The organism is Shewanella sp. BC20, assembly GCF_003129585.1.
Lineage (GTDB): Bacteria > Pseudomonadota > Gammaproteobacteria > Enterobacterales > Shewanellaceae > Shewanella > Shewanella seohaensis.
The window spans coordinates 175,478-201,739 of the sequence record NZ_NHRI01000005.1; the positions used below are offsets into that span (position 1 = coordinate 175,478).

Here is a 26,262-nt window from a genome sequence, read left to right on the forward strand (position 1 = left end):
CTGTCTTTCATTCTCTGCGTTTTAATCTTCAGTCTGAGCTGCGCTATTAACACAGTACTTTGAACACAATACGGGCAAAGCTTAGCGCTGAGATTTTATTGCTGAAAATAAAAAAGCCACTGGGTTAGCAGTGGCTTTTGTGGGCAGGGAAGTGCTGTGTTATTGATTTGAGAACTTGTTCTCGACTAAAGGCGCCTTGTTTTCTGCCTGCGCAACGTGGCACTGGGTGCAGAAATAGTTATGGCCATTGAGCGTGCCTTTATCGTCGATTACGTGGGACTTCGCCACTGGCGTGGCCTTCATCCGTGGGGCTTTATCCCAGCTGTGGCAAGTTAAACAGCCATTCTTATCCAAGGTGATTTTGTAATCATCCTTATGGGGAATGAGTGGCGGTTGGTCGGTAAAGCTGCGCTCTAACGCCTTGCCACGGCTTGGGTAGACGGGCATTGCATCGGCTGGGCGAATATCCGTTACCGTGCTATCGCCAGCAAGGGATTTAATGCTTACGGGTGTGGTTTGTGTGTCTGCTTGTTGGCCTGAGCAGCCGCCGATGGCTAATACAATCGCAGCTAAGGTGAGTATTTTTTTCATTGGTCATTCTCCGCCTTGGGGGCAATGTGTTGACGAATTGGTGAAGTGGTTGATGGCGACTGACAATCGGTCGAATCGCCTTTACTAAGTTGAGCCTGAGTGGCCGTAAAGCGTGTTTGATAGCGAAATACGCGTTGTGCGCAGACATCGATACAGCGGCCGCATTGGGTGCAGTCTGGGCTAGTGATCACCGGGTTTTGCCCTTTTAACGCCGGCTTTAATACTTGGCGTTCAGGGCAAACACTAAAGCAGTCCATGCAGTTATCACAGGCACTGGCTTTGCTGGCAACGATCTTGACCGGGCTCCATTTGCCGATTAAGCCAAACAGGGCGCCTGTTGGACACAGGTGACCACACCAAGCGCGCTCGGCGATAAACAGATCCAGCAGAAATATCGCCGCTAAGATCCATAAACCACTGAGACTGCCAAATAACACGGCGCGATAGACTAAGGGCACAGGGTTAACCCATTCCCAAATCAAGTTGCCCGTGAGCAGTGGCAATAACAGCACGAGAGCCAGCAGGTAATAACGTAAATTGCGCGGTAACTCGCTGGTGCGAGGGAGGTTCAATTTACGTCTGAGCCAGCTTGCTGCATCGGTAACCAGATTGACCGGACACACCCAACTGCAAAACACCCGGCCACCGCTGAGGGCATAAAACAGTATGACCAAGGCGGCGCCTATCAGTAGGCTAAGTTCGGGAATATGCCCACTAATGAGCATTTGTAAGCTCACGAGCGGATCGGCAAAGGGAATGGTATCGAGCAGTAAACTGGCCGATAAATTACCCTTAAATAGCCAAATTCCCAGTAATGGCCCAAGTGCAAATAAGCCTAATAAGCCGAATTGCACCGCGCGGCGTAGTAGCAAATATTTGTGTGCGCCAAACCAACCGAGTTCTGCAATGGCTGCGGCATGCTCGCCTTGCATGCGGGCTTTTGAGTTCATTGTCTGGTTATTCATAGACTTGTTACTCATAGCGTTAGCCCCTTATTCAACATCTCTAAGGTGGTTTCCTCGGTGTTGATATAAGTGTCATGCGCCGCCGCTTTACCGAGCGCCAGAGCGGTCGGTAACACCTTAATCGCGGCCGTGTCGAGCACGCAGGCATGCTCGCATTTACCGCAACCCGTGCAGGTATCGCTGTTGACTGTGGGTAAAAACATGGCGTGGTGATCGCTATGTTGATTGCGTTGGCGTTCTAAGGTGATGGCATTGTCGATTAACGGACAAACCCGATAACAAACATCACAACGTAATCCCTTAAAGTTTAGGCAGTTTTTCTCATCTATCAGTACCGCAACACCCATCTTAGCATCGCTAATTTGCTCAAGTTGAGGATCAAGCGCGCCCGAAGGGCAGGCTTTGATGCAGGGAATATCCTCACACATTTCGCAGGGAATGCGTCTTGCGGTAAAGAATGGCGTGCCAGTGGCGGCGCCATCAAACCAGCGTGCCAGTGATAGGGTGTCGTAGGGACAAGCCTCGACACACAAACCGCAACGCACACAGGCGGAGAGAAAATCGCTTTCTTCAAGGGCGCCCGGCGGTCTGCAAGCATGGGGGGCGAGTTGGCCTTGGCTTTTTGCCGTGGCCGTCAAGCCTAATCCCACGAGCCCCATCACGCAGCCAGCCTTAGCCGTCGTTGCCAAAAACTGACGACGGTTGACTTGCTTGACTGTGAATGGACTCTTCACTTGCTGGCTCACCTTAGCACTCCTTAATCGCTTTCAAATACGCTTATCGCTATCAAATGAGGCTTAGGCCTTCATCACTTTAACGGGACACTTCTTAAAGTCAGTTTCTTTTGACAGTGGATCGGTTGCATCCAGAATCAACTTGTTAACTAACTGACGCGCATCGAAGAAGGGCATAAACACCACGCCGCGTGGCGGTTTGTTACGGCCTTTGGTTTCGACACGGGTTTTGACCTCACCACGGGGGGATGCGACTAGCACTTCATCACCACGTTGTAGACCACGGGCCTTAGCGTCTTCAGGATGCATAAAGATTTGTGCATCGGGGTAAGCGCGGTACAGCTCAGGTACACGGGCGGTCATAGAACCTGTATGCCAGTGTTCGAGTACACGGCCGGTAGACATCCACAGATCGTATTCTTCATTTGGCTCTTCTGCCGCAGGCTCGTAGGGCAGGGCGAAAATCACCGCTTTGCCATCGGGTTTGCCGTAGAACTTATAGCCTTCACCCGCCTTCACATAAGGATCGCTACCTTCAACGAAGCGGCGCAGGGTTTCTTTGCCCTCAACCACAGGCCAGCGTAGGCCGCGGGTTTCGTGGTAACGGTCGAAGTCGGCTAAGTCATGGCCATGGCCGCGACCGAAGGCAGCGTATTCTTCGAAAATGCCTTTCTGTAGATAGAAGCCAAAGTGCGCGCTTTCATCGTTTAAGTCGCCCTTACAATCTGTGGTCGGGAACTTGTTGATGACGCCGTTGGCAAACAGCACTTCATAAAGCGTTTTGTCAGCGTATTCAGGTTGCTTGGCGATAAGCTCAGCAGGCCACACTTCAGACACTTTAAAGCGTTTTGAGAACTCGACTAATTGCCAGAGATCTGACTTAGCCCCTTCTGGCGCTTTGACCTGTTGATGCCACATATGGGTGCGGCGCTCGGCGTTACCATAGGCTCCTTCTTTTTCAACCCACATGGCGGTGGGCAGAATTAAGTCGGCGGCCATGGCGGTAACGGTTGGGTATGGATCGGATACCACGATAAAGTTTTCTGGGTTACGGAAACCGGGGTAAATTTCATCGTTGATATTCGGACCCGCCTGCATATTGTTGGTACACATGGTCCAATAGCAGTTGAGTTTACCGTCTTTGAGCATGCGGCTTTGCAGCACGGCATGGAAGCCAGGTTTTGGCGGAATGGTGCCTTCTGGTACCTGCCACACTTTTTCTGTGATGGCGCGGTGTTTATCGTTGGCCACTACCATATCTGCGGGTAAGCGATGGGCGAAGGTGCCGACTTCACGGGCGGTACCACAGGCCGATGGCTGACCCGTTAATGAGAATGGGCTGTTACCTGGGGTGGCGATTTTGCCTGTGAGTAAGTGGATGTTGTAGAGCATGTTGTTTGCCCATACGCCACGTACGTGCTGGTTGATCCCCATGGTCCACAGACTCATGACTTTGACCTTAGGATCGGCATAGGCCTTAGCTAAGTTTTCTAATTTTTCAGGCTCTACACCACTCATTTTCGCCGCATATTCCAGCGTATAAGTGCTGACGAACTTAGCGTATTCGTCGAAGCTGATAGGGCTGGATTTACCATTGCCTGGGTTTTTGGCTTTCTTCTCTAACGGATGATCTGGACGCAGACCATAACCGATATCATCCACACCAAGGGCAAACTTAGTATGTTTAGTCACAAAGTCGGTATTCACGGCTTTGTGTTGGATGATGTAGTTCGCGATAAAGTTGAGGATCACTAAGTCTGACTGTGGACGGAACACCATAGGGTTGTCTGCTAAGTCGAAACTGCGGTTCTCGAAGGTGGATAGCACATGTACGCGGCAGTCTTTGTGGCTTAAACGACGGTCGGATAAGCGTGCCCACAGGATCGGGTGCATCTCGGCCATGTTAGCGCCCCAGAGCACAAATTGGTCGGCGGCTTCTAAGTCATCGTAACAACCCATAGGCTCGTCGATACCGAAGGTACGCATAAAGCCACCTACGGCCGATGCCATACAGTGGCGGGCGTTAGGGTCGATATTGTTGGTTAAGAATCCGGCCTTATGTAATTTAGAGGCGGCATAACCTTCCCAGATGGTCCATTGGCCAGAACCGAACATACCGACTGCGGTTGGGCCCTTAGTGGCGATGCTGTTTTTCCACTTAGCGGCCATAGTATCGAAGGCAACATCCCAGCTTACTGGGGTAAACTCGCCTTCTTTGTGGTATTTGCCGTCTTTCATCCGCAGCAGCGGCGTGGTTAATCTGTCCTTGCCGTACATGATTTTCGACAGGAAGTAACCCTTAATACAGTTCAAACCACGGTTAACAGGGCTTTCGGGATCGCCCTTAGTCGCGACGACTTTACCGGCTTTGGTACCGACTAATACGCTACAACCCACACCGCAAAAACGGCAGGGGGCTTTATCCCACTTAATGCTATCTGACTCGGCGGCTTCGACCATTTTCACGGGAAGCGTGACGCCAACGGCCGTGGCAGCGGCAACCGCTGCGTTAGCCTTGAGAAACTCGCGGCGGCTAATGCTCATAGTGTTTCCTCACTCTTTTTTTCTAACAGTTCTTGTTCTAGGGGTTCTACTTGGTGGTAAATCAAACTGGCGGATAACACGCCGGACAGGGCATTGATGGCTTCAACATTGTCTAGAATGGCTTTTTGGCTATTCCCTTCGAGGGTAATAACAAACTTGCCCTCGGGTGAAATGGCGTGGATATCGCAGCCTTTTAACGCAGCAATATCGGTCTCAACCTGTTGCAAGGCATTAGGGGCGGCATGTACCACGAGGCTGGTGACATGGTATTCCTGACTCATAGCGGTAACCTTTATCTTGAGATTCACTCAGTTGTTCCAGCAACAAATCGCTACAACTAAATGTGGATAACTGCGAGTCTAGACCTGATAAAAAATGTGGGTATACCTCACAAGAGGTATTGGAGGGGATAGTCGATCGGGATCAAAGTTTTGCGCGTGATCTAACTCTCAGTTTGAAATTTACACAATTCCTATCCCTTTGGAGAGGGAGACTGCAAGTGAGTTCTGCGGGGGGATTTAGCCTATAAATATTGCCATTGTTTGAGCAGGATGACCGCGGGTTTAGCATTGTCCTCACCTAAGTCGGCGGCACCTAATGCGTTGTCATAGTGGATTTTTCCATTACCCGTTGCTGTGATGGATTTGCCCCTAACCGAGCCGAAAATCTCAGGGCCGCCAGGGAGATGGACCTTAGATTTGGGGGCGTAGAGCGCGGCATAAATTGGCACATTACCGCTGACGGTGACATCCTTATCCGAGCCAGAAAAAATAGACAGTGGTGGCTTGTTACTGTCGGTTAGGGTTTGTCCCTTAATATTGTTACCGTTGTTTGTCCCCGCCGTAAAGGCGACTTCACCGCCCACAAACAGCGTAAGGCTGGAACCTGGGGCAATATTCAGCTGATTCGAGCCACTCATCTTAAAGTCACCTTTGACTATCAGGGTGACATCGCCGCCACTGATATTGAGCACCCCATCGGCACTCATGACTAAGCTGTCGAGGTTAAATACCGGGGTGTCACTGCCGAAGATGTTTTCTGACGTGGGAGTTAGGCTCGGGAAATAATCACCTTTCCAGCCAAGTTCGGTCTTACTCGACCCCGATGGCGTGATAGTGACATTAGCGTTGGAATCAATTCTGCGCGCGCCGTTATTTGGCATCTTAAAGCCGCCCATCACAGCGCCAATATCTAATGGGTCACAGGATTTTGTCGGCACGGGCGGCACATTAGGGCGTGCGTTGACTAAGTTGCCAATCTGGCTGTCCTGATGAAAGTTACCGTCGCCGCCATATTGCAGTGTGCCATTCACTTGGGCTTTGGGCGCCGTGGCGGCATTATTATTGGCTTTGACCGAACCTTCCACCGTGCCGCTATTGGCCAAGTTAAAGTTATTGCCCGCCGCGACATTCCCGCTTATGGTCCCTGTGCCTAGGGTGACATCATTATTGGCTTGAATGCTGCCGTGGATATCCGACGAGCCGGTGAGGGTGACGCTGCCCGTGGCGCTAACATCGCCGTAAATTGGCGCGTTGCCCGTGAGCGTAATATTGGCATTGGGCTCAATGGTGGTGACATTGCCTTTGCCGTGTTGATTAAGCTCACTGCCACCTTGGCCATTACTGATGCTGTCGCCATAGGCGCCTTTGCGGGAATCGTAGCCATCGATGCTACTGCTGCCGGTAAGGTTTAAGCTTTCGCAGGACACAATCGCATCATTGAAAATCGTATTTCCGTGACTGCCCTGCAGTGTGAACTGGGCGTTGAGTTTGGCCTCACCCTCTAGATGATTGCCACGACTGTCGAGGCTAAGATCGGCCCCGGCGATTTGGCCGTTTTCGAGGGCATAGCTGCTGCCTTCGAGACTGCCATCGGCTTCGGCGGGGAGTTGCTCATAAAGGGTTTGCAGGCCTTGATTGGGCGCGCGCTGCAGCTGAGTCTTAAGTTGGTTGTAACTCTCGTGCATTCCCTGTTCGGCGAGTAGCTGTGCATTGACCTGTTTTTGAAAGTTACCGCTCAGTCGCTCTTGCACGAGATTATCCCTGAGCGACGTGACCACCAGCAAACTCGCTAACAGACTGAAGACTAAGACGATAAGCAGTACCGCACCGTGTTCCTTATTGCCTAGAGCTGGTCTTAGATTGTCCATTATGGCTTCCTTGCTTTATGGGTTCTGTTGGCTGTTGAGGGCTTGTTGCCATAGGGGCTTACGCAGGGCGATATCGAGCTGGATCCCTTGGCCATATTGCGCGGGGAGTTTTTCGGGCTTGAGTACTACAGTCACCAGTTCGCCATTCAGTGCAAAACGGGTCGATTCTAGCCCTGTGAGTAACACCTGAGCGCCATCGCCGTCGTCGCAGCTCAAATTGGGGGCGTCAAAACGGTAGGTTTCGTTGTAATCACTGGTTTTGCTGGTTCCTAGGCAAGTTAAACTCGGTTGGGCTGGGGATGCTGCAACTGCGAGCACTAACTCATTCGCGCTGAGGGATACGATATTTGATGCACGTTTGACGCTCTTGCTGAGGCTAAGGGTGGCGTATCTCAGCGCATCGGCAGCGTTTTCGAGGCGTTTACTTTCTTCAACCGTGGCCTTGAGCGGGGCGAAAAAGTTGACCACGGCCAGCATAATAATCAGCCCAAGCACCATAGCGATCATTAGCTCTGATAAGCTAAAGCCCGCTTGCTGTTTTTTCGTGCTTAAGGACATAGCTACACCTGACATAAGTGCGGAAAGCTGGCGTTGAGGCTCACACTGTTATTGTCCTCAATGCGGCCGTCCTGCCAAGTCACAGTGATGGGCATAGTGTCTTGATAAGTGTTCGGTAACACTAAGGTGTAACCGCTGGGCATATCTTGGCTGAGGCTGGCCCTAAAATTGACATCCTCAAAGCGTGCGGGTTGGCGCTGAATATCGCAGATCCTCGGCCAGATCCTTTCAATGGCATTCTGCGCTTGAATGGTGGCGACCGTATACTGGAAGCTATTGGTCGCATGCTGCAATGAAGATAGCTGAGCTTTGCCGAGCGCCAGTAGCGAAGTGACCGAAACCACTAACGAAATCAGCACTTCGGTCATGGTAAATCCTTGTTGTTTCTCACTCAGCACCTTTATGCGCATACCGCCTCCTGTAAATAACTTTGCCCGCTTGGCAATATGCATAGATTGAGCGTTTCGCCTTGGGTGTTTTCGAGGCTCATCTGGGTTTTAGTGGTGTTGCCTGTCGCATTGATATTGAGGGTGTTAAAGCCATCGATGCTGACGCCGCGGTTAGATGGGCTAAAGACCTTAAGTTGTTCCTGATTGCTGATAACTAGCCAGCGTCCATCTTCTGTCGCTTCGAGTGTCACCGCCTGATTGCGCTTGATGGCTTCGCCACGGGCGAATTTATAACTGGAGATCAGTTCATTCGCCGTGCTGGTGAGGCTTTCTCTGGCGATCAAATTCCGATAGGAAGGCAGGGCGATGCTCGCCAAGATGCCTATGATGGCAATAGCGACCAGCAATTCGACTAAGGTGAACCCAGCTTTAGTGCGCTTTGCCATCTTAGTGGGTCCAGCAATGGGTTGCGGGAGCGCGTACACCTTTATGGTCGAGGCTTAAGGTGCCGCAGGAATCCGACTGACGACTGGTGGGGACGGCCTTGAGGCTAAAACCTAATTTATCCGCCGTGGGCGTGTAGCTGAAACTGTAGTAGGCACTGTTGGTTAAACTCTGCGAAGCGGGATACAGACCATTGCGGGAATAATGGCGCTCTAGCGCTTGGGCGCTACTGACGAGATATTGCTGCGCATCGAAGCGTCGACCTTGTTTTAAGTACTCATTAAACGAAGGAATCGCAATGGCGGCAAGAATGCCAATAATGGCGACGGCGATCATCAGTTCAATCAGGGTAAACCCTTTACGTAAAGTGCTCATCCCCCCTCCCTGTGTTATTGAACTGAATAGAATCGTCCGTGATTACGATGGCTATCTTGTTGTTTTAACTATTTGACAACGTTGTCATATTAATTTATTGGGATTTTCATCGAAATGCAATCACTGAGTGAAAATTCAACAGCATTTGCAATCGATAGTATGAGAATAATGCGTGTTAAGTCGCTGTATTTGATATGGAGATCACATTTGAGCTAAGTCTGTTGTGGAGATTAATAGCCCGTCAGCTCCATATAACCTGTGCCGCTATGGCTGCCTTTAAGCTCAATTGGGCCTTCCCAATAGGAGGTGGATAACGCCATGGCACTATTGGGATTTAAGGGGGAAATGCGGATGTCGATTTGCTCGCTTGGGATTTGTACTTGCCAGCGGATCGGGTATTTCCCCGTGCTGGTGGTTTGCCACTCGAGTGGCGTCATTTTTATCCCATCTGGGGTGTCGCGGGAATTGATGTTGCGTCCGGTACCATCGGCAAACATTCGTCTGGCGCTGTAAAAGGCCGATTGCGCTTTATCGGAGGATTGTTCCCTGAGCTGAAATAGCATCAACGCCGAACCATCATCTAACCTAAGGGCAAACCAATCCCAGCCCTGCTGGCTCTTATTTAAAAACTGCGAGCTCCATTCTCTATCTAGCCAGCCTTGGCCTGTGACTTTCTCGGCGCGGTTTTCCACTTGGCCATTAATCTTGATATGGCGGGTGATTTCGCCATGAATCGTGATAAAGGGTTGGCTGTAGTAGTAAGAGGCGACTTTGCCGTCGCGACTCTTAATGCTGTAACCCTTATCCCCTTGATATTGCAGTGGCGCTTGGCTGTTAAGCTCGAGTTGATAACTAAAGTCGTCGGTTGCAACGCTCAAGGTTGCAGGGAATAACTCATTCGATTGACTGCGCCATTGCCAGTTATCGAGGCGAATTTGGTAGGGATCTGCGCTTACCCCTGCAAGTGATGGATGCGCCCGCGACCATTTTTCATGGGCGAGGTGAGAAGTACTGGAGGTGAGTGCGCTATGGGCAAAATAAAGCTGCTCCGTCGCCCAAGTTGTCTTAGGCGTCGCTTCCACGTTTTGCGGTTCAGTGTGCTTAGGTTTTAGCGCTACTCTAAATTGCGTCCATTGGGCGCCAAGTTGCTCACCATTCTCAGTGGTTAAATTAGCTGTGAGATACCACCATTCCTGACGAAAATCCTGATGGGCGAGGTGATCTTGAGGAAATTGAAAGTGGTTTCCTGGCGTCACCTTGGCAAAGCTTTGGCTATCTGCGCTTGCTTGCCCCAGTAAAGACCCCATGGATTGAGGTTCGGCCGTTGAAGGCGCATTATCGCAGCCGCTTATTGTCGCAAGCAGTAAGCCACCTATGGCACTCTTCATAATAAAGCCTGCGGTTGTGCCGATCTTAAATCGTGTTGCACACGCTAATGAATTAAGGTGCCAAGCCTTGGTTTGAGGTACGCGTGGGCTCATAGGGTTTCCTGCTGCAAACTGGCGATTAAGGGCCTGCGGGTTTGCCAGTAAAGCGGTAAGAGTACGGCTAAGGTGCAGGTCACTAGGGCAATGAGGATGGCTTTTCCATAGGCAAACCAATCCCAGATCATCTTGATTGTCCAGCCGAAGGCCTGCAGGGTGATTTTATCAATCAATAAATAGCCGAGCAGCGCACCTGTGGGCATAGCCATCAGGCAAGTGATGACCACGACTAGCAGCATTTGGCTGAACACCATAGTCCGCAATTTGTTACGACTCACCCCGAGGGAATACAGCCTCGCCAATGGCGCTTGCCGAGATTGAGTTAACATCAAGCAGGCGCTAAATAGCCCTATGGCCGCCACCAATAAAGTTAAGCTATTGAGCACTAAGGTGATTGAGAAGGTGCGTTTAAACATGGCAATGGCCTGAGCCTTGATCTTGGCTTGGCTGTAAATTTGCGCCTGCGCTAAGCCCAATGTGACGGCCAATTGCCCTTGCAGTTCATCTAGCTCAGCCTCGCTGAGTTTGCGCTGAGTCGCTGTGGTTTGCTCTTCTGGCTCGATAGAGTGGAAACTGGCCGCAAGGCTAATGGGTAACACGGGTAGCTGCGCCCGTTGCCATAGCTCATGGCTGATGATGAGCTCATTACGGGTATTGCCATGGTCATAATAAATCCCCGCGATCACCACGGGATTATTGGCGGTTTTGTCTAGCACATTTAACGCCAAACTATCGCCGAGTTGCAGCTGATACTTAATAGCCATGGGTTCGCTGACTAACACGTAGCGCCCTTCAAAGTAGGTTTGCCAGAGATCCGGCAAGCTTTCTTTGAGTGTACTGGTGTGTTGAATCGATGCATCATCGCGGCTAATCAGGTTGACGGGAATCGTTTGCGCCGCCCCTTGGAGTGACACTTCGGCCTCCACTTGCCATTGCTGATACAGGCCGCTCAGGCGAGGATCTTGGCTCAATTTATCACGCACTTCGGCCATATGGTTGGCGCTGGGGCGCAGGTACAAATCGGCATGCAAGCGGGTTTCTAACCAGCTTCTTAAGGTTTGCTCGAAGCTACCGACTAAGGTATTCATCGACACATTGGCGCTCAGTGCCAGCAGTATCGCCATCATGGCGAGGGACAATGGTGCGATAAGCTCGCGGGTTTCGGCGAGGAGATAGTGCTTAAGTCCGGGGCGAGTCAATGGCAAAAGTAAGCTAACACCCCAATGCAATACTTGCGGTAATAACAATGGAATCGCAACGGCAACCATGCCCAACAATACCAAACTGGTGTTATAGCTTTGGCTGAAGGGCATGAGTATTGCGGCGAGCGCGAGCAGGCTGCAGGCTAAGATAAACTGCCCGCCATGGGTTTTGTTGTGGGCCTGCGTTTGTTGATAACGATTAGCGCCTTGGGCAAGGGATTGGCGGGTTAAGTCAAAATACAAGGGTAAACAGGCGGCTAGGGCGGCGACTAAGGTGAGGGTTATCGCTTCGGCCAACCAACGCCATTGCCAAATCCCCGGCAACAAGTGGGCGCCGTAGAGCTGCTCTAAGGTCATAGCGACCATAGGTTGCAACCAGTGACTCAGCTGTAATCCTAAGATAAATCCCATTAACGAGCCCAACACCACCAACAGCAGTAACTCGCCAAGCAGGGCAAGCATAACTTCGCGCCGTGCTAAGCCCTGTTGCAGTAATTGGATTAATAGACGTTGGCGTTTCATCAGGCTGTAACGCACACCGTTATAGGCAATAAACAGTCCGACCACAAAGGCTAACATGCTCATCGCATTGAGGTTTAAATGAAAACTGCGGGTAAGCGCCATCAAGGCTTGGCCTTGATCCTGTTGACTGTAACTGGCGCGAAGCGGCGTAATACCTAAGGTTTCGAGCTGCTGCTTTAAGGCGGGGAGCTTATCTCTTTCACTGAATAGGGCGATATAGCTGAGTTTACCTTGCATCCCGAGTAACGTTTGGGCGAGGGAAATATCGGTCAGAATCGCACTGCCCAGCCCCCAGCTATCATCGATACTGATGACCTTAAGCTTGTCTGGCGCATAAGAAGCGGGCGCGAGGGCGAGTTGGCCATTGGGCGCGATCTTATTGGCAAGGCTCTGACTCATAACCACTATCGGCTCACCACTCATTAAATCGGCGAGCGGCAGCGCTCCCATCGACATTCTAGGATTGGCTGCTTGCTTTGTGCTGGCGTTGTGCTTTTGCCCTTCTTTTGAGCTTAGGCTCGCTGTCAGTGCGGCGACGATATCGCTGCCTTCAATTTGCCAGAACTGGCCGTTCAGGCCCGCCACTCTACCGCTGACAACCGCAAGGCTTTGGCTTATGCCCGCTTGGCGCAGGCTGAAATACACGGATTCGTCTAGGGTTTCTTGGCCAATCGGCGCGCTTAAGAGCACATCGGCTCGCTGGCTCAAGAGTTCTGTGGCCTCACTGTAGCTACGAATGGCATTATCATTGGTGGCTTTAACCCCGATAAGTAAAGTCACGGCGAGGGCAAGCCCAAGCAAAATCGCGCCCGCTTGCAGCGGCGCGTGGCGATAATGGGCGAGAAAGACCTTTAATACCCAATAGATCCGCAGCCATGGGCGGTTTCTGGTTTGGCTGTGATTTGCCTTAGGGGTTAATGCTGGACTCATCATCTAGTTAACCGGAGATTGACACAGCGGCGTGGGAAAGATGCCAGCGTTTGTGCATAAAAGCGGCGCATTCTTCACTGTGGGTGACCATTAATATGCTGGTTTGGCTTTCTTTGGCCAGTTCGCACAGCAGTGACATCACCTGTTTACCCGATTCATCATCGAGGTTGCCCGTGGGTTCGTCAGCAAGCAGTAAACTCGGGTTGTGGGCTAAGGCTCTGGCGATAGCGACCCTTTGCTGTTGCCCGCCTGAAAGTGCCTCGACCTGCCGATTGAGCAGCGAAGCCAGCCCCAATTTGTCGACGAGATAATCGCACCAAGGATTCCAACTGGTGCCATTGAGGTTGAGTGAAAAACCTATGTTGTTTCTCACATTGAGCGGCGTCAGCAGATTAAATTGTTGAAACACCACGCCCAAATGGTTGCGTCTGAACTCGCTCCAGTGTTTGTCTTGCCAATCTTGGGTGGATTGATGATTCAACACTATCTGGCCGCTGTCTGGCGTTTCAAAGCCTGCGATCAAATTTAGCAGTGTGCTTTTACCGCTGCCGCTGGGGCCCGTGAGTGCGATGGTCTCACCGCGATGCAAGGTTAAATCGACGGCTTGCAGTACGGTATGGCGCTGCTCGCCGTCGCGAAAACTTTTACTCACTTGGATAAGTTTGGCTACTTCTGACATTTATCCTTCCACTAGGGATTTCCCCAACCTAGACGCCCGACTAAAGATAAAACATTTTATCTTCTGATAGATACTGCTATTTGGTCCTTAAGGTTCACTTTGCATGGATTCAGACTTAGGTTTTATGCTGTTTAAATTTTCTGCAATTGTGGTTTTAGAACCCCATTCTGTGAGCAAATGGGCTTGAGCTATTTTTGTGTTTGTTGCATGCTGTGCGCCCTGTTAAATCGATAGCGGACTATCGATTTAACAATCCGTTCGGATGAAGGTAGCAGGAGAGTGGGGAATTAACCCCACACCGACGAGGCAACTTTGTTTTGGGATCTTTCCCGAACCAAAGCACTCTTTCAGGTGCCGCAAGGCGTGGACTGTTACTGGACGAGCCTCTGGAGAGACTACCGATTGCGTTAAGTCGCGATAATAGGTGGCGCCGAAGGCGAAAGTAGGTGCGTCGATGGATGCATTCTGCGAAACGCTCAGGCAAAAGGACAGAGGAGAGGATGACTGCACGGTCCCTGTCGTTTGTCTTTTGGACTCTTTCCCTGCCTTTATTGGTTGGGTGATAGTCTTTCTTTAGGCTGGCAGCGGTGTGTCACAGCCATTTCTTTTCCTCCTCCTTTATTAATTTAGTTGTTTAATAATTGAGGAATATCATGAGTTTTCAAGCTTTACTCAGCAGCCTGAACGGTATCGTTTGGGGACCCGTTACCCTGTGTTTACTCGTCGGTACGGGCATCTATCTCACCTTGCGTTTGCGGCTTATCCAAGTGTTTCGTCTGCCAATGGCCCTCGGCTTATTATTTAAACCCGCCAAAGGGCATGGGGATCTTTCTTCCTTCGCCGCCCTGTGCACGGCACTCTCCGCCACCATTGGTACGGGCAATATTGTCGGGGTGGCAACCGCGATTAAGATGGGCGGCCCTGGGGCATTATTTTGGATGTGGCTGGCGGCCTTCTTTGGCATGGCGACCAAATATGCCGAATGTATGTTGGCGGTAAAATACCGCACTACCGATGCGCGCGGACAAATTGCGGGCGGCCCTATGTATTACATCGAGCGGGGTTTGGGCATGCATTGGATGGCAAAGTTGTTTGCCCTGTTTGGTGTGGGAGTGGCGTTTTTCGGGATTGGTACTTTCGCCCAAGTGAATGCGATTAGCGATGCCCTGACCATTGCCTTTGAGGTGCCCACTTGGGCCACGGCATTGGTGCTTACCCTGTTAGTCGCGGCGGTGACCTTAGGTGGGGTGAAGCGGATTTCCAACGTGGCGCAAAAGTTAGTACCTGCGATGTCGATTGGTTATGTGCTGGCTTGTGTATGGATTTTAGTGAGTTTTGCCGAATCGATTTTACCCGCCTTGCAATTAGTGGTGGAGTCGGCCTTTACGCCTGTCTCGGCGGTGGGGGGATTCTTAGGCGCAACTGTAGCGCAGGCGATTCAAATGGGGATTGCCCGCGGGGTGTTTTCCAACGAATCTGGCCTCGGTAGCGCGCCCATCGCTGCCGCGGCGGCGAAAACCAATGAGCCGGTCGAGCAGGGCTTAGTCAGCATGACGGGCACTTTTTTCGATACCATCATCATCTGCACTATGACAGGGCTGGTACTGATTATCACTGGCGTTTGGAGCGGTGATACAGCTGGCGCTGCCATGACCAGCGCGGCCTTCAGCCTAGGCGGCTCGGCGGTCGTTGGTCAGTATTTAGTGACCATCGCCTTAGTCTGCTTTGCGTTTACCACGATTTTAGGCTGGCACTACTATGGCGAGCGCTGCTGGTATTACTTAGTGGGCGAGCGTGGGCTGCGAGCTTACCAAGTGCTATTTTTAGGTTTGATTGCCGTGGGGGCTTTTATCAAGCTGGATGTGATCTGGTTATTGGCCGATACGGTAAACGGTTTAATGGCGATACCTAACCTGATTGCGATTATTGGATTAAGGCACGTCATTATTGCCGAAACCCAAAGCTATTTTGTTCGGACATTCGCAAACCGTACATTAGACCCAATTTATTAATGTTGTGAAAACAATATATTACTTCACATTATTTTAACTTTGAGATTGTCGCCGCAGGGTTCTTCGTTTACTTTAATAGATGCTGTTCGAAAAAATAGCACATTGAGACGAGAACTTTGAGGCGACGCCATGGACAGAAGTAAACTCCGCACCTTTCGCAGCAAGATCCTATCCCATATCGCACTGCCACTGATCTTAATCATGGCAGCCGTTTATGGCATTAATTCTTGGTTTAATTACCTGTCTGCCGAACGCAAGCTATACGACTCCTTAGCACAGGAGTCGAATCATTCCGCCTATCGCTTACAGCTACTGCTTGAGCACGCGCAGGCCAATACACAAGGTGTTGCGGATTTTATTGGTTTCATCTCCAATAAGGAGGGCATCAATAATAGTGAGAAAATCAAACGAGTGCTCACTAATCGCCTCGAACGTAACCCCGATTTCTACGGCTCCGCCGTCGCCTTTAAACCTTATACCTTCCCCGATAAAAAACTCTTTTCCCCCTATGTTTACCGCGATGGTGACAGTTTCCATTATCTAGATATTGGCGCCGAAGGTTATGACTACACTGACGGCTCTTGGGATTGGTGGTCTAAGGCCATTAATCAACCGGGGGGCTATTGGTCTAAAGCCTACTTTGACGAAGGTGCGGGTAACACCTTGATGGTGACCTATTCCGTCCCTTTTGGTCCTGAAAACGATTACTTTGGCGTGGCGACGGTCGACTTAGCCCTCGATAAGTTGCCCGAGCAATTAGGGGTTCAGCCAAGTGAGTTAGTGGTGCTGGATGATCAAGGGCGGCTTATTTTCCATAACGATAAAGAGAAAGTGCTCGCCGTGACCTCAGCCGAATGGCTCGATAGAAACACCCGCCGCAATAGTGACTTTTGGGCGCTATTGGATAAGGGTGTGAATGGCCAAGCCCGGTTTGTGGATGACAAGAATATTGTCTACCTCGCCAGTGTGGCTTCGGTCGCTAAGCTCAAATGGCGCGTCATTGTCATGGTGCCCGAGCATCAACTGTTTACGACGCTATTAGATGATGTGGCTGCCGTGGTACTTAACCTCAGCTTGCTCACGCTGTTATTGATATTGACCTGTTATATCGCCGCTAAACGTTTGACTCGGCCGCTTGAGGCGTTGGAATCGGGCATTTTGGCCTTCGGTCAGGGGAAGGCCCAACAGTTAGCGATCCCTAACGGAGCCGTCAGTGAAATAGTCACCTTAAGCAGCACCTTTAATCAGATGGCGGAACTCCTCGCCGAGCGTGAACAGGCGATTTTAGACTCCCGGGGTAACCGCTTCGCTCGGCTGATTGATGGCATGAGCGATAAGTCCTTCTACTGCTCGCTCGCCCCTTCAGGGCAATTGGCGCAGGTGAGTGAGGGCGTTACTAAGGTCTTAGGTATGTCGCCCGAGCTGCTCAAGCGTAAGTACCAACGACTCTTTACCGCCAATCCCTTAAATGAAAAGAATTGGGAATACACAGACTTGGCCCTGAAGGGACAAAACGTTCCCTCCCACCAAGTGGAATTGCAGGATGCCAATGGCCATCCACGTATGCTCGATCTCTTTATGCAACCCTTGGTTTCGGAAACGGGCGAGCTGATGTCGGTGGAGATGTTATTTACCGATGTGACGGAGCAGTTCTCCGCCGCCGCTTGGTCTAATGCTGTGCTCGAAGCGGCGCCTGAGGCCATGTTAATCGTGGATCAAATGGGAGTTATTGTCTTCAGTAACACTCGTTGTCAGCTCCTCTTTGGTTACGATGCTAACAGCATGTTGGGGTTACAGGTTGAGTCGCTTTTGCCCGAAACTATGCGCAGCAACCATGCCCGCGACCGCCTGCAATTTTTACGCGAAGGCCGCGATCGCCCTATGGCCAATGCGCGACATGTGAGGGCGCTCAAAGCCGATGGCGGGGAGTTTGTCGCTGAAATCGCCTTAAGTATTTTACCTGCCGATCATGAAGGCCGCCGCCAAGTGGCTGCATCGATTCGGGATATGACCCAGAAGTTAGCGGTGGAGCAAAAAATCCGTGACAGCGAATTAAGGTTCCGCGGCCTGGTGACCAATATTCCCGGCGCCGTCTACCGTACTCGCATCGGCGATGTGTGGGTGATGGAATATATCAGTGAAAATATTGCCGAGATTACAGGTTATGCCGCAAGCCAGTTTATTGAGAGCCGCCAACGAACCTTCGCCTCGCTGATCTTGGAAGAAGATCGTGAGCTCTGCCATCAGCATATCGATAGGGCGCTGGCGCAGCAGGAAACCTTTGAGGTGGAATACCGCATTCGCCACCGCGATGGCAGCGTGCGCTGGGTACATGAAAAGGGTAAGGCGAGTTACACCGATGAGGGCTTCCCACTGTGGTTCGACGGCAGTATCGATGATATTACCGAGAGCAAGCTGGCATTGGTTGAGTTGGAGAGTTCGCGTCAGCAGCTAACCAACATCACCGAATCCATCCCTTGTACCGTGTACCAATTACGTTGGGTTTCCCCTGCGGATCGCACTTTTACCTTCCTCTCCGGCGCAGCGTTCCATATGTTAGGGCTACACCGCGAAGACTTACTGAACGACTTTAATATTATCGCCGAGCGGATTTTTGAAGAAGAACGCCCCGAAGTTGTGCGCGCCTTAGCGGGCAAGAGTGAGGACAAATTGCAATGGGTACGCGAGTTCCGTTATCGCCACCCTAATGGCAGCGTTCGTTGGATGGAGGCCGGGGCGAGCGGCCATATCGGCGACGACGGTGCCATTATCTGGAATGGCTATGTGATGGATATTACTGAACGCAAAGCCATGGAAGAAGAGCTTGCGGTCAGCGAAGCGCACTTTAAGGCGCTATTCGATGGTTCTACCATAGGTATTGTGAACGTCGATGCCAAAGGGGTGATCCTCGACTGTAACGACCAATATTGTGAAGACATGGGCCAATCCCGTGAGTCCCTCTGTGGCATGTCGATTTTCGAGGTCTTAAGCCTACAGGATAAAGAAGCGGCTAAGGCGCAATTTAAGGAGTTAGCCGAAGGTCGAGTCGACCATTATCGTGGCGAGCGCAGCTTTATTCGCCCCAATGGTGAGCCGCTGTGGATGACGGTCAATGTGTCGGCGCTGTTCAATAGCCAGAAACAGTTCGAATCGGCCGTGGTCAGTATGGTCGATATGACCGAGTTAAAACTCTTATCTAACGAGCTGTTAGTCGCTAAAGAGGAGGCCGATGCGGCGAGTAAAGCTAAGGGTGACTTCTTGGCCAACATGTCCCACGAAATCCGTACACCTATGAATGCGATTATCGGTATGTCGCAGCTTTGTTTGCAGACCGAGCTCGATAAGAAGCAGAAAAATTATGTGGAGAAAATTGAGCGCGCCTCAAAATCCTTGCTCTCCATCATTAACGACATCCTCGACTTCTCCAAAATTGAAGCCGGTAAGTTAGATATCGAATCGGTTCCCTTCCAGCTCGATACCATGCTGGAAGATCTCAGCGATATGTTCTCCGAGAAGGCGGCCCATAAACAGCTTGAACTGCTGTTTGCGGTAGCGCCGAATGTGCCTAGGCACTTATTTGGTGATTCGCTGCGCCTAGGACAAGTGCTTATCAACTTGATGAACAACGCGATTAAGTTTACTGAGCGGGGCGAAGTGTTGTTATCGCTTAACTTGGTTGAGCAGCAAAATGATGATGTGGTGCTGCGCTTTAGTGTGCGCGACAGCGGCATCGGCTTAACCGCCGAGCAGCAGGCCAAACTGTTTAAATCCTTCAGTCAGGCCGACACCTCGACAACCCGTAAATATGGCGGCACAGGCTTAGGGCTGGCGATTTGTAAGCAGTTAGTCGAGCTGATGGGTGGCACCATTGGGGTTGAGAGTCAATTCGGCCACGGTAGTACCTTCTACTTTACCGTTAAGTTGCAGATTTCTAGCGGTCAAAAGCTGATGGTTGCGCAAGAACTAGAAGGTATGTCAATTCTGGTTGCCGATGATAATGCCACCGCCCGTGACATTATGCGCACCACATTAGAGAGCATGGGCTTTAGGGTGGATACGGTGCGCTCCGGTGAAGAGGCTGTAACGCGTTGTAGCCAGCAGGAATATGCCGTCGCCCTGATAGACTGGAAGATGCCGAATCTCGATGGGCTCGAAACGGCTAAGCAAATCAAACAACAGGCGAAGAAGGCGCCGCGGATCTTGATGGTGTCGGCCCATGCGACCCAAGAGTTCTTAAGCCAAATCGAAGCGTTGGGCTTAGCGGGCTATATCAGTAAACCCATCAGCGCCTCGCGGTTACTCGATGGCATTATGAATTCCCTTGGCCGAGCTGGCGTTCTGCCTGTCAGACGTAATAGTGAGAGCATAGATCCTAAACTCCTTCAGCCGCTTAAGGGCAAACGTATCCTCTTGGTGGAGGATAATGAGATGAACCTTGAGGTAGCCACTGAGTTTTTAGAGCAAGTGGGGATTATCTTATCCATCGCGACTAACGGTCAGATAGCGCTCGATAAGCTGGCGCAGCAGAGTTTCGATTTGGTATTGATGGATTGCCAGATGCCAGTGATGGACGGTTATCAGGCCACTCAGGCGATTAGAAAACGGCCAGAACTTAACGAGTTACCCGTGATTGCGATGACGGCTAATGCGATGGCGGGTGATAAGGAAATGTGTTTAAAAGCAGGGATGAATGACCATATCGCTAAGCCGATAGAGGTCAACTTGCTGTATCAAACCCTGCTTAAATACTTAGGTGGCGGTGTGCTACCGACCGAAGATGTTTCTCTTAATCAATTGGTTGAAATCCCCGTTAAACCTATCAATCTGGATTCAAAGTCCGTCGTAAAATGGCCTGAACATCCAGAATTAGATATCGATAGGGGGTTACAGTTAGTTCAAAACTCAACCCGCCTCTATCAGCGGATATTCGATCGTTTTGTGACCAGTCAACGTAATGTGGTTGAGTTGATTAATAAAGCGCTCGCCAACGACAAGCGTGACGATGCCGTGCGGATGGCGCATACCTTGAAGGGACTCGCGGGGAACTTAAGTTCTAGCAAGCTGGTGGAATTAGCGCGTCAACTAGAACTGCATCTTAGTGAGAAGAGCGAATATCAAACTGAGTTAGACCAAATCCAAACCTTAGTGGCGTCGATTTGTGATGCCATTGAGCGAGTCAAACCACAGTTTGAGGAATCCGCGCCCTCGACAGCGGAGCATCTGTCCCAGGAGGCGCTGGTGAGTGCCTTAAACCAATTGCGTCAAAGCTTGGAGGATGCCGATTCCGATGCGGTGACACAAATTGATGCATTAAAACCCCAAGTGAGTAGCAAGTTATGGCAGCAGCTCAGTCCTGCGCTGACTATGATTAATCAATACCAATTTGATGAAGCCGTGGATTTGATAGATGACGTGCTTGCGGAATTAGCGTGACAACCGGTCAATGAGGTGCGGTAGTTGACCATAAATAAAGCCACAGGATAAGGTGAAAGTGTTGATGGATAAGGCAACGATATTGGTCGTCGATGATACACCGGAGAATATTGATATTTTAGTGGGTATCCTCGGTGAGGATTATAAGGTCAAGGTGGCGATTGATGGGCCAAGAGCACTCGCCCTTGTTGCCAAAACCCTGCCAGATTTGATTTTACTCGACGTAATGATGCCCGGCATGAATGGCTATGAAGTGTGTAAGTTGCTTAAGCAGGAACCCCTAACTTGCCATATTCCAGTGATTTTTGTGACCGCCTTGTCTGAGGTGGCCGACGAGACCCAAGGGTTTGAGTTAGGCGCCGTCGATTACATTACTAAGCCTGTGAGTGCCCCCGTGGTAAAAGCGCGGGTGCGAACCCATCTAGCGCTGTACGATCAAAAGCGCCTACTAGAGCAACAGGTTAAAGAGCGTACCCAAGAGTTAGAAGAAACCCGCTTCGAAATTATCCGCCGCTTAGGCCGCGCCGCCGAATACAAAGACAACGAGACAGGCCTGCATGTTGTGCGTATGAGCCACTATGCACGGATGTTGGCCGTGAAACTAGGCTTGCCTAGCACCTTCTGCGAGCTGTTATATAACGCTGCGCCGATGCACGACATCGGGAAAATCGGCACTCCCGATGCGGTGCTGAAAAAGCCCGGTAAGCTTGATGCCGATGAGTGGGAAATCATGCAACAACATGCCGCCATTGGCGCTGAGATCATTGGCGAACATGGCGATCCACTGCTGCAAATGGCGCGGCGCATCGCCTTAACTCACCACGAAAAGTGGGATGGTTCGGGTTATCCTAATGGTTTGTCTGGGGAAAATATTCCGATTGAAGGCCGAATTGTGGCGATAGCGGACGTCTTCGATGCCTTGACTTCGCGCCGTCCTTACAAGGAGCCGTGGACAATTGAAGCCACGGTCGAGTTGCTCGAAAGCCAAGCGGGAAAACACTTTGACCCTAAGCTGGTGGAGGAGTTTAAGCAAATTCTGCCGGAAGTCGTGGCTATTCGAGATACTTACATCGAGCATTAAACAAAAAAGGCGCCTAGGGCGCCTTTTTCAATAGCAACTCTTTGTTAGCTCGCGGCCAACTATTCCTCTTCGAGCGAGTAGGGCAGAGCTTGGATCCCTAAGCTGGATTGCTCGTCATCAGCGAAACGCAGCTTGGCATCATTTGCGGTATCGTTAGCGAGAACGGCGGTCAGTAACACTTGATTGCCACGCTGCACGAACTCAATAATTTGTCCGCCCTTGCGGTAGCCATCTTCTAATGCAATCTCGATAACGCTTTCTAAATTAATCGTTAATGCTGTGGTGCCCTGAAGAATATAGAGTGCGCGCTTGTTACCACCACGGTATTTAGTGCGGGCAACGGTTTCTTGGCCCATATAGCAGCCCTTGTTGAAGCTAATGCCATTAATGGCCTGCAGGTTACACATCTGCGGCACATATTGGTTAGCATGGCTTGGGGCTAGATTAGGGTAGCCCGCTGCGATTTCTAAGGCTTGCCAAGCGCTTGCATCAAACACTGTGTGCTCGCCCACTAAGGCCGTTGCCGCTTCTGGCTGCAGCACCAGAATAAAACGGTCCGCATCCTTTAGGATGGCGCCATGTTCAACCAGTGTGAGTTCTTCAGTGATTTCACCGAAGTGTTGCGTCACAAACGGTACTGCCTGTTCGCCCGCCACACCGAGTAATGTCCACTCAGCCGTCGCATTTGTCAGGGTTGCCTTGCTAAATACGGCATATTTTTGCAGCTGTGGCAGGTCGAGCTCAAGGGTGTCCTTTGGCATCAGCATCAACAGCGCATCTTGGATGGCGAAGGTGCGGAAGCTGGCGAGCATCTTACCCTTAGGATCGCAATGTGCGCCCCAGCGCCATTGGTTGGCTTCGAGTGAGCTGATATCCGTGGTGACTTGACCATGGATAAAACTGCGACCCTGTTCGCCGACCACTTTGATGAGGCCGAGGTGGGATAGGTTGGCGAGCATAAGTGGAGGCATTGAGGCGTCCAGATCCCAAGTGGGTGTCGAAACTGCAATAGTCATAGCGGAGATCCTGAAAATGAAGACGATGCAAGAGGCTAGATTGTAGCGGAATTAAGCGGCGCTCAAAAGCATAAGGCGCACATATCTTGAATGAAATGTGCGCCTTATAAATACACTCAAGCTGAGTGCGTAAAGCCTTAGAACAATACGCGGGTGCGCAGTGTGCCTTCAATGGCCTTAAGTTCGACCAGTGCTTCCTCGGCTTGGTGAGTATCGACTTCCATTACCACATAACCGATTTCAGCTGTGGTTTGCAGATACTGAGCGGCAATGTTGATGCCTTTTTCAGAGAAAGCTTTGTTGATTTTGATCAGCACGCCAGGACGGTTTTGGTGAATGTGCAGTAAGCGCGAAATGCCTTTGTGCATTGGCAGCGACACTTCAGGGAAGTTAACCGCGGAAACGGTCGAACCGTTGTCTGAGTATTTGGCTAACTTACCAGCCACTTCGATACCGATGTTTTCCTGGGCTTCGGCAGTGCTGCCACCCACGTGCGGGGTCAACAGCACATTGTCTAAGCCACGTAATGGGCTGATAAATTCATCATCATTCGATTGTGGCTCGACTGGGAATACGTCGATTGCCGCGCCTGCAAGGTGACGTTCTTTAAGGGCAACAGTTAGTGCATCGATATCAACCACAGTGCCGCGTGAGGCATTGATAAAGATACTGCCTTTACGCATGGCGGCAAATTCCGCGGTGCTGATCATATCTTTGGTTTGCGCTGTCTCAGGGACGTGCAAACTGATCACATCGGATTGTGCCAGTAATTGTTCCATCGAATGGATTTGTTGGGCATTGCCTAATGGCAGTTTGTCTTCGATATCGAAAAACACCACGCGCATGCCTAAGGTTTCAGCCAGGATCCCGAGCTGAGTACCAATATGGCCATAACCTATCACACCTAAGGTTTTGCCACGGACTTCGTAACTGCCGGCGGCCGTTTTCATCCAGCCACCACGGTGGGCGATGGCATTACGTTCAGGAATGCCGCGCATCAGCATGATGATTTCGCCTAATACCAGTTCAGCCACGCTGCGGGTATTGGAAAACGGTGCGTTAAAGACGGGGATACCGAGTAATTCGGCAGTCGCCAGATCCACTTGGTTAGTACCGATACAGAAACAACCAATCGCAATCAGTTTTTCGGCACGCTTCAATACATCAGCCGTTAATTGGGTACGGGAACGAATACCAACAAAGTGAGCATCTTTGATGGACTCGAGCAGGGCTTCATCACCTAAGGAGGCTTTGTGATACTCGATATTGGTGTATCCAGCACGTTCAAATACATCGACCGCAGATTGGTGGACGCCTTCCAACAACAGGATCTTGATCTTATCCTTGTCCAGCGAATGTTTCGCCATGATATGGGTACCCTCTAATTAATTGAAATAGTTCTGTGTGATATGCTGACAGCCTTGGCCTTCCAAAGTAGCACTTTTTTTGCTCACTGTGGAGGGCTAGATGGCTAAAGTTAATATTCTAGAATTAGAACAATATCGCATAAGAGGAAGGAACATTGAATAACAAAATCATTTGGTGCGGTATTTACCTCTCAGTTTTAATATGGTCGGCGATAAAACCCGCAGATCCATTTACTTGGTGGCTCGAAGCCTTGCCCGCATTAGTGGCCGTGCCCTTGCTCTTTTTTACCCGTAAGGGTTTTCCGCTGACGCCCTTAGTGTATTTTTTGGTGCTGGTGCATTGCTGTGTGTTGTTTGTTGGCGCGCACTATACCTATGCCGAAGTGCCACTGTTCGATACGATTGCCCAGTGGATGGGCACAGAACGTAACAACTACGACAAGGTCGGGCATTTCGCCCAAGGTTTTATTCCTGCCATGTTAGCTCGTGAAATTATGCTACGTAATCAAGCCGTTAAACCTGGTGCATGGTGTGCCTTTTTAGTCACCTGCTTTGTGTTGGCCTTTAGTGCCTTCTACGAACTGATTGAATGGTGGGTGGCCGCCGCGACGGGCGAAGGCGCCGAGGCTTTCTTAGGCACTCAAGGTTATGTGTGGGATACCCAATCGGATATGTTTTTAGCCTTGATAGGTGCCATTGTCGCGCTAATCAGTTTATCCCGTGTGCAGGATAAGCAAATCGCGAAACTTACCGGCCAGGCTTAAGCGCGATAGTTCTCTGCTCACAGATAAATCCCTCCTAAGACTGCCTTAGGAGGGATTTTTTATTCCTTAAACTGTCATCTTCTATATTGGTGTATCAGGCTATTTAGTGATTGCTGAATGTGTTTATCTAATTGAAACAGCTATGTTTATTATGTTTAAGAGATTGGGAAACTCAGAGAATGACACTATTTTGTGAAGTTTTTAGAAAGGCAGTACTTTAACAATAAAGGAATTCACATCTTATCTGTTAAGCCTTGGTCGCTTGTTATATGTCAATTGTCATTCCTAGAGCTGAAAGTGAAAGCGATTATATGATGCTTGGGGATTAAGGTTGTTTCTGTTCTCTCTAGACTCGAAAGCTAAGGTTTTTCTTTCGCTTCCTCAGGTTCGGTTTCGGCGGAAATTTGTGTTTTCCTGTCGGATAACTGTTGTATTGCCTGAGTGTTATTTGAGGTTAAGCCATTAAAATGGTCGTTAATTTTATTGAGCTGGCTGATGTATTCAGGGTCATCCTTTTCCTTATGTTGCCAGTAACGCTGCCGCTCTAGTTTTTGTAATTCACTGGCCCTTAGGATTTCGAAATAGCTGTTTTCCTGCTTTAGCCTATAAAGCTCGGCATCGAGCAGTTGCAGCAATTTTTCCTTAGAAATCGTTTGGCTATTGAGCAAGGATTGCAGCGGGTCGACAGGCGTCTCACGTTTGTCTGAATCGGTTTCCGTGGTGATCCCTAGCTGATACTCAATCTTATGTTGGCTATATTCCTGCGGGCAGGCGGTTTGGCTAAAGACGACCTTATCGTCCTTGCGACATTTATAGACGGTATTTGCAAGTGCAGTTGTAGGAAGTAGCACGCAAATAAGAGTCACTATGAGTCTTGTCATTCGACGACAGATCCTTTGTATCCGCGATGATGAATAAAATACGTATTGCTACTGTGCCAGATTAAAGCCGAGTCTGCGTGCTCTTTAAACTCTAGCAGCTATATATCCGAGGGGTAGAAATACTTGTTACTTAGCATTAACA

General features: G+C 50.4%; 19 protein-coding genes, 1 pseudogene and 1 riboswitch. Of the genes and pseudogenes, 4 read left to right on the forward strand and 16 right to left on the reverse strand.

Annotated elements, in window-relative coordinates:
• Positions 1 to 159 precede the first annotated feature (159 nt).
• The 13 genes and pseudogenes from napB to CBX96_RS07880 form a co-directional block, all read right to left on the reverse strand.
• The gene (napB, locus tag CBX96_RS07820) at positions 160 to 591 is read right to left on the reverse strand and encodes a nitrate reductase cytochrome c-type subunit NapB (RefSeq protein WP_109286295.1); all 432 of its coding nucleotides are present in this window, start codon (positions 589 to 591) and stop codon (positions 160 to 162) included.
• Positions 588 to 1,571: a quinol dehydrogenase ferredoxin subunit NapH gene (gene napH, locus CBX96_RS07825; protein ID WP_109286296.1), complete on the reverse strand. Its 984-nt coding sequence runs from the start codon at positions 1,569 to 1,571 to the stop codon at positions 588 to 590. Before napH ends, napB begins: the two co-directional genes overlap by 4 nt.
• Positions 1,568 to 2,302 (reverse strand): ferredoxin-type protein NapG, encoded by a 735-nt coding sequence (gene napG / locus CBX96_RS07830; protein WP_109286297.1) that lies wholly within the window; start codon positions 2,300 to 2,302, stop codon positions 1,568 to 1,570. The genes napH and napG overlap by 4 nt, the downstream gene beginning before the upstream one ends.
• Positions 2,303 to 2,353: 51 nt before the next feature.
• Positions 2,354 to 4,834 (reverse strand): nitrate reductase catalytic subunit NapA, encoded by a 2,481-nt coding sequence (gene napA / locus CBX96_RS07835; protein WP_109286298.1) that lies wholly within the window; start codon positions 4,832 to 4,834, stop codon positions 2,354 to 2,356.
• Positions 4,831 to 5,115 carry a chaperone NapD gene (locus tag CBX96_RS07840; RefSeq protein WP_023266838.1) on the reverse strand — a complete coding sequence of 95 codons (285 nt, stop codon included), beginning with the start codon at positions 5,113 to 5,115 and terminating at the stop codon, positions 4,831 to 4,833. The genes napA and CBX96_RS07840 overlap by 4 nt, the downstream gene beginning before the upstream one ends.
• A 242-nt stretch (positions 5,116 to 5,357) precedes the next feature.
• Positions 5,358 to 6,983, reverse strand: a complete 1,626-nt coding sequence (locus CBX96_RS07845; protein WP_109286299.1) for a collagen-binding domain-containing protein — start codon at positions 6,981 to 6,983, stop codon at positions 5,358 to 5,360.
• A 15-nt stretch (positions 6,984 to 6,998) separates the two neighbouring features.
• The gene (locus tag CBX96_RS07850) at positions 6,999 to 7,541 is read right to left on the reverse strand and encodes a PilW family protein (protein WP_109286300.1); all 543 of its coding nucleotides are present in this window, start codon (positions 7,539 to 7,541) and stop codon (positions 6,999 to 7,001) included.
• Positions 7,542 to 7,543: 2 nt separating this feature from the next.
• Complete coding sequence (locus tag CBX96_RS07855; protein ID WP_086902833.1) at positions 7,544 to 7,951, reverse strand: prepilin-type N-terminal cleavage/methylation domain-containing protein; 408 nt, start codon at positions 7,949 to 7,951, stop codon at positions 7,544 to 7,546.
• On the reverse strand, positions 7,942 to 8,376 hold the full coding sequence (locus CBX96_RS07860; RefSeq protein ID WP_109286301.1) for a GspH/FimT family pseudopilin: 435 nt from the start codon (positions 8,374 to 8,376) through the stop codon (positions 7,942 to 7,944). Before CBX96_RS07860 ends, CBX96_RS07855 begins: the two co-directional genes overlap by 10 nt.
• Before the next feature lies 1 nt (position 8,377).
• Positions 8,378 to 8,749, reverse strand: coding sequence for a type IV pilin protein (locus tag CBX96_RS07865; RefSeq protein ID WP_109286302.1), 372 nt, complete (start codon positions 8,747 to 8,749; stop codon positions 8,378 to 8,380).
• 230 nt (positions 8,750 to 8,979) lie between these two features.
• Complete coding sequence (locus tag CBX96_RS07870; protein WP_109286303.1) at positions 8,980 to 10,230, reverse strand: lipocalin-like domain-containing protein; 1,251 nt, start codon at positions 10,228 to 10,230, stop codon at positions 8,980 to 8,982.
• Positions 10,227 to 12,890, reverse strand: a complete 2,664-nt coding sequence (locus CBX96_RS07875) for an ABC transporter permease (RefSeq protein WP_109286304.1) — start codon at positions 12,888 to 12,890, stop codon at positions 10,227 to 10,229. Before CBX96_RS07875 ends, CBX96_RS07870 begins: the two co-directional genes overlap by 4 nt.
• A gap of 154 nt (positions 12,891 to 13,044) precedes the next feature.
• Positions 13,045 to 13,566 (reverse strand): annotated as a pseudogene (locus tag CBX96_RS07880) (ABC transporter ATP-binding protein); the annotation flags it as partial.
• A 376-nt stretch (positions 13,567 to 13,942) separates the two neighbouring features.
• Positions 13,943 to 14,068, forward strand: a riboswitch (glycine riboswitch).
• 151 nt (positions 14,069 to 14,219) lie between these two features.
• On the opposite strand from CBX96_RS07880, the gene CBX96_RS07885 reads away from it, so the two are divergent.
• From CBX96_RS07885 to CBX96_RS07895, 3 genes are all read left to right on the forward strand, one after another.
• Positions 14,220 to 15,578, forward strand: coding sequence for a sodium:alanine symporter family protein (locus CBX96_RS07885; RefSeq protein ID WP_109286305.1), 1,359 nt, complete (start codon positions 14,220 to 14,222; stop codon positions 15,576 to 15,578).
• Between the two features lie 129 nt (positions 15,579 to 15,707).
• Positions 15,708 to 21,011 carry a PAS domain S-box protein gene (locus tag CBX96_RS07890; RefSeq protein ID WP_109286306.1) on the forward strand — a complete coding sequence of 1,768 codons (5,304 nt, stop codon included), beginning with the start codon at positions 15,708 to 15,710 and terminating at the stop codon, positions 21,009 to 21,011.
• Positions 21,012 to 21,075: 64 nt separating this feature from the next.
• Positions 21,076 to 22,092, forward strand: coding sequence for a two-component system response regulator (locus CBX96_RS07895; protein WP_011718212.1), 1,017 nt, complete (start codon positions 21,076 to 21,078; stop codon positions 22,090 to 22,092).
• Between the two features lie 59 nt (positions 22,093 to 22,151).
• Here CBX96_RS07895 and ygfZ read toward each other — a convergent pair whose 3' ends face one another.
• The gene (gene ygfZ / locus CBX96_RS07900) at positions 22,152 to 23,108 is read right to left on the reverse strand and encodes a tRNA-modifying protein YgfZ (RefSeq protein WP_109286307.1); all 957 of its coding nucleotides are present in this window, start codon (positions 23,106 to 23,108) and stop codon (positions 22,152 to 22,154) included.
• 137 nt (positions 23,109 to 23,245) lie between these two features.
• The gene (serA, locus tag CBX96_RS07905; protein ID WP_086903786.1) at positions 23,246 to 24,475 is read right to left on the reverse strand and encodes a phosphoglycerate dehydrogenase; all 1,230 of its coding nucleotides are present in this window, start codon (positions 24,473 to 24,475) and stop codon (positions 23,246 to 23,248) included.
• 155 nt (positions 24,476 to 24,630) lie between these two features.
• On the opposite strand from serA, the gene CBX96_RS07910 reads away from it, so the two are divergent.
• Positions 24,631 to 25,239 carry a DUF2238 domain-containing protein gene (locus CBX96_RS07910; protein ID WP_109286308.1) on the forward strand — a complete coding sequence of 203 codons (609 nt, stop codon included), beginning with the start codon at positions 24,631 to 24,633 and terminating at the stop codon, positions 25,237 to 25,239.
• A 359-nt stretch (positions 25,240 to 25,598) separates the two neighbouring features.
• Here CBX96_RS07910 and CBX96_RS07915 read toward each other — a convergent pair whose 3' ends face one another.
• Positions 25,599 to 26,120, reverse strand: coding sequence for a hypothetical protein (locus tag CBX96_RS07915; protein WP_109286309.1), 522 nt, complete (start codon positions 26,118 to 26,120; stop codon positions 25,599 to 25,601).
• Positions 26,121 to 26,262: the final 142 nt, after the last annotated feature.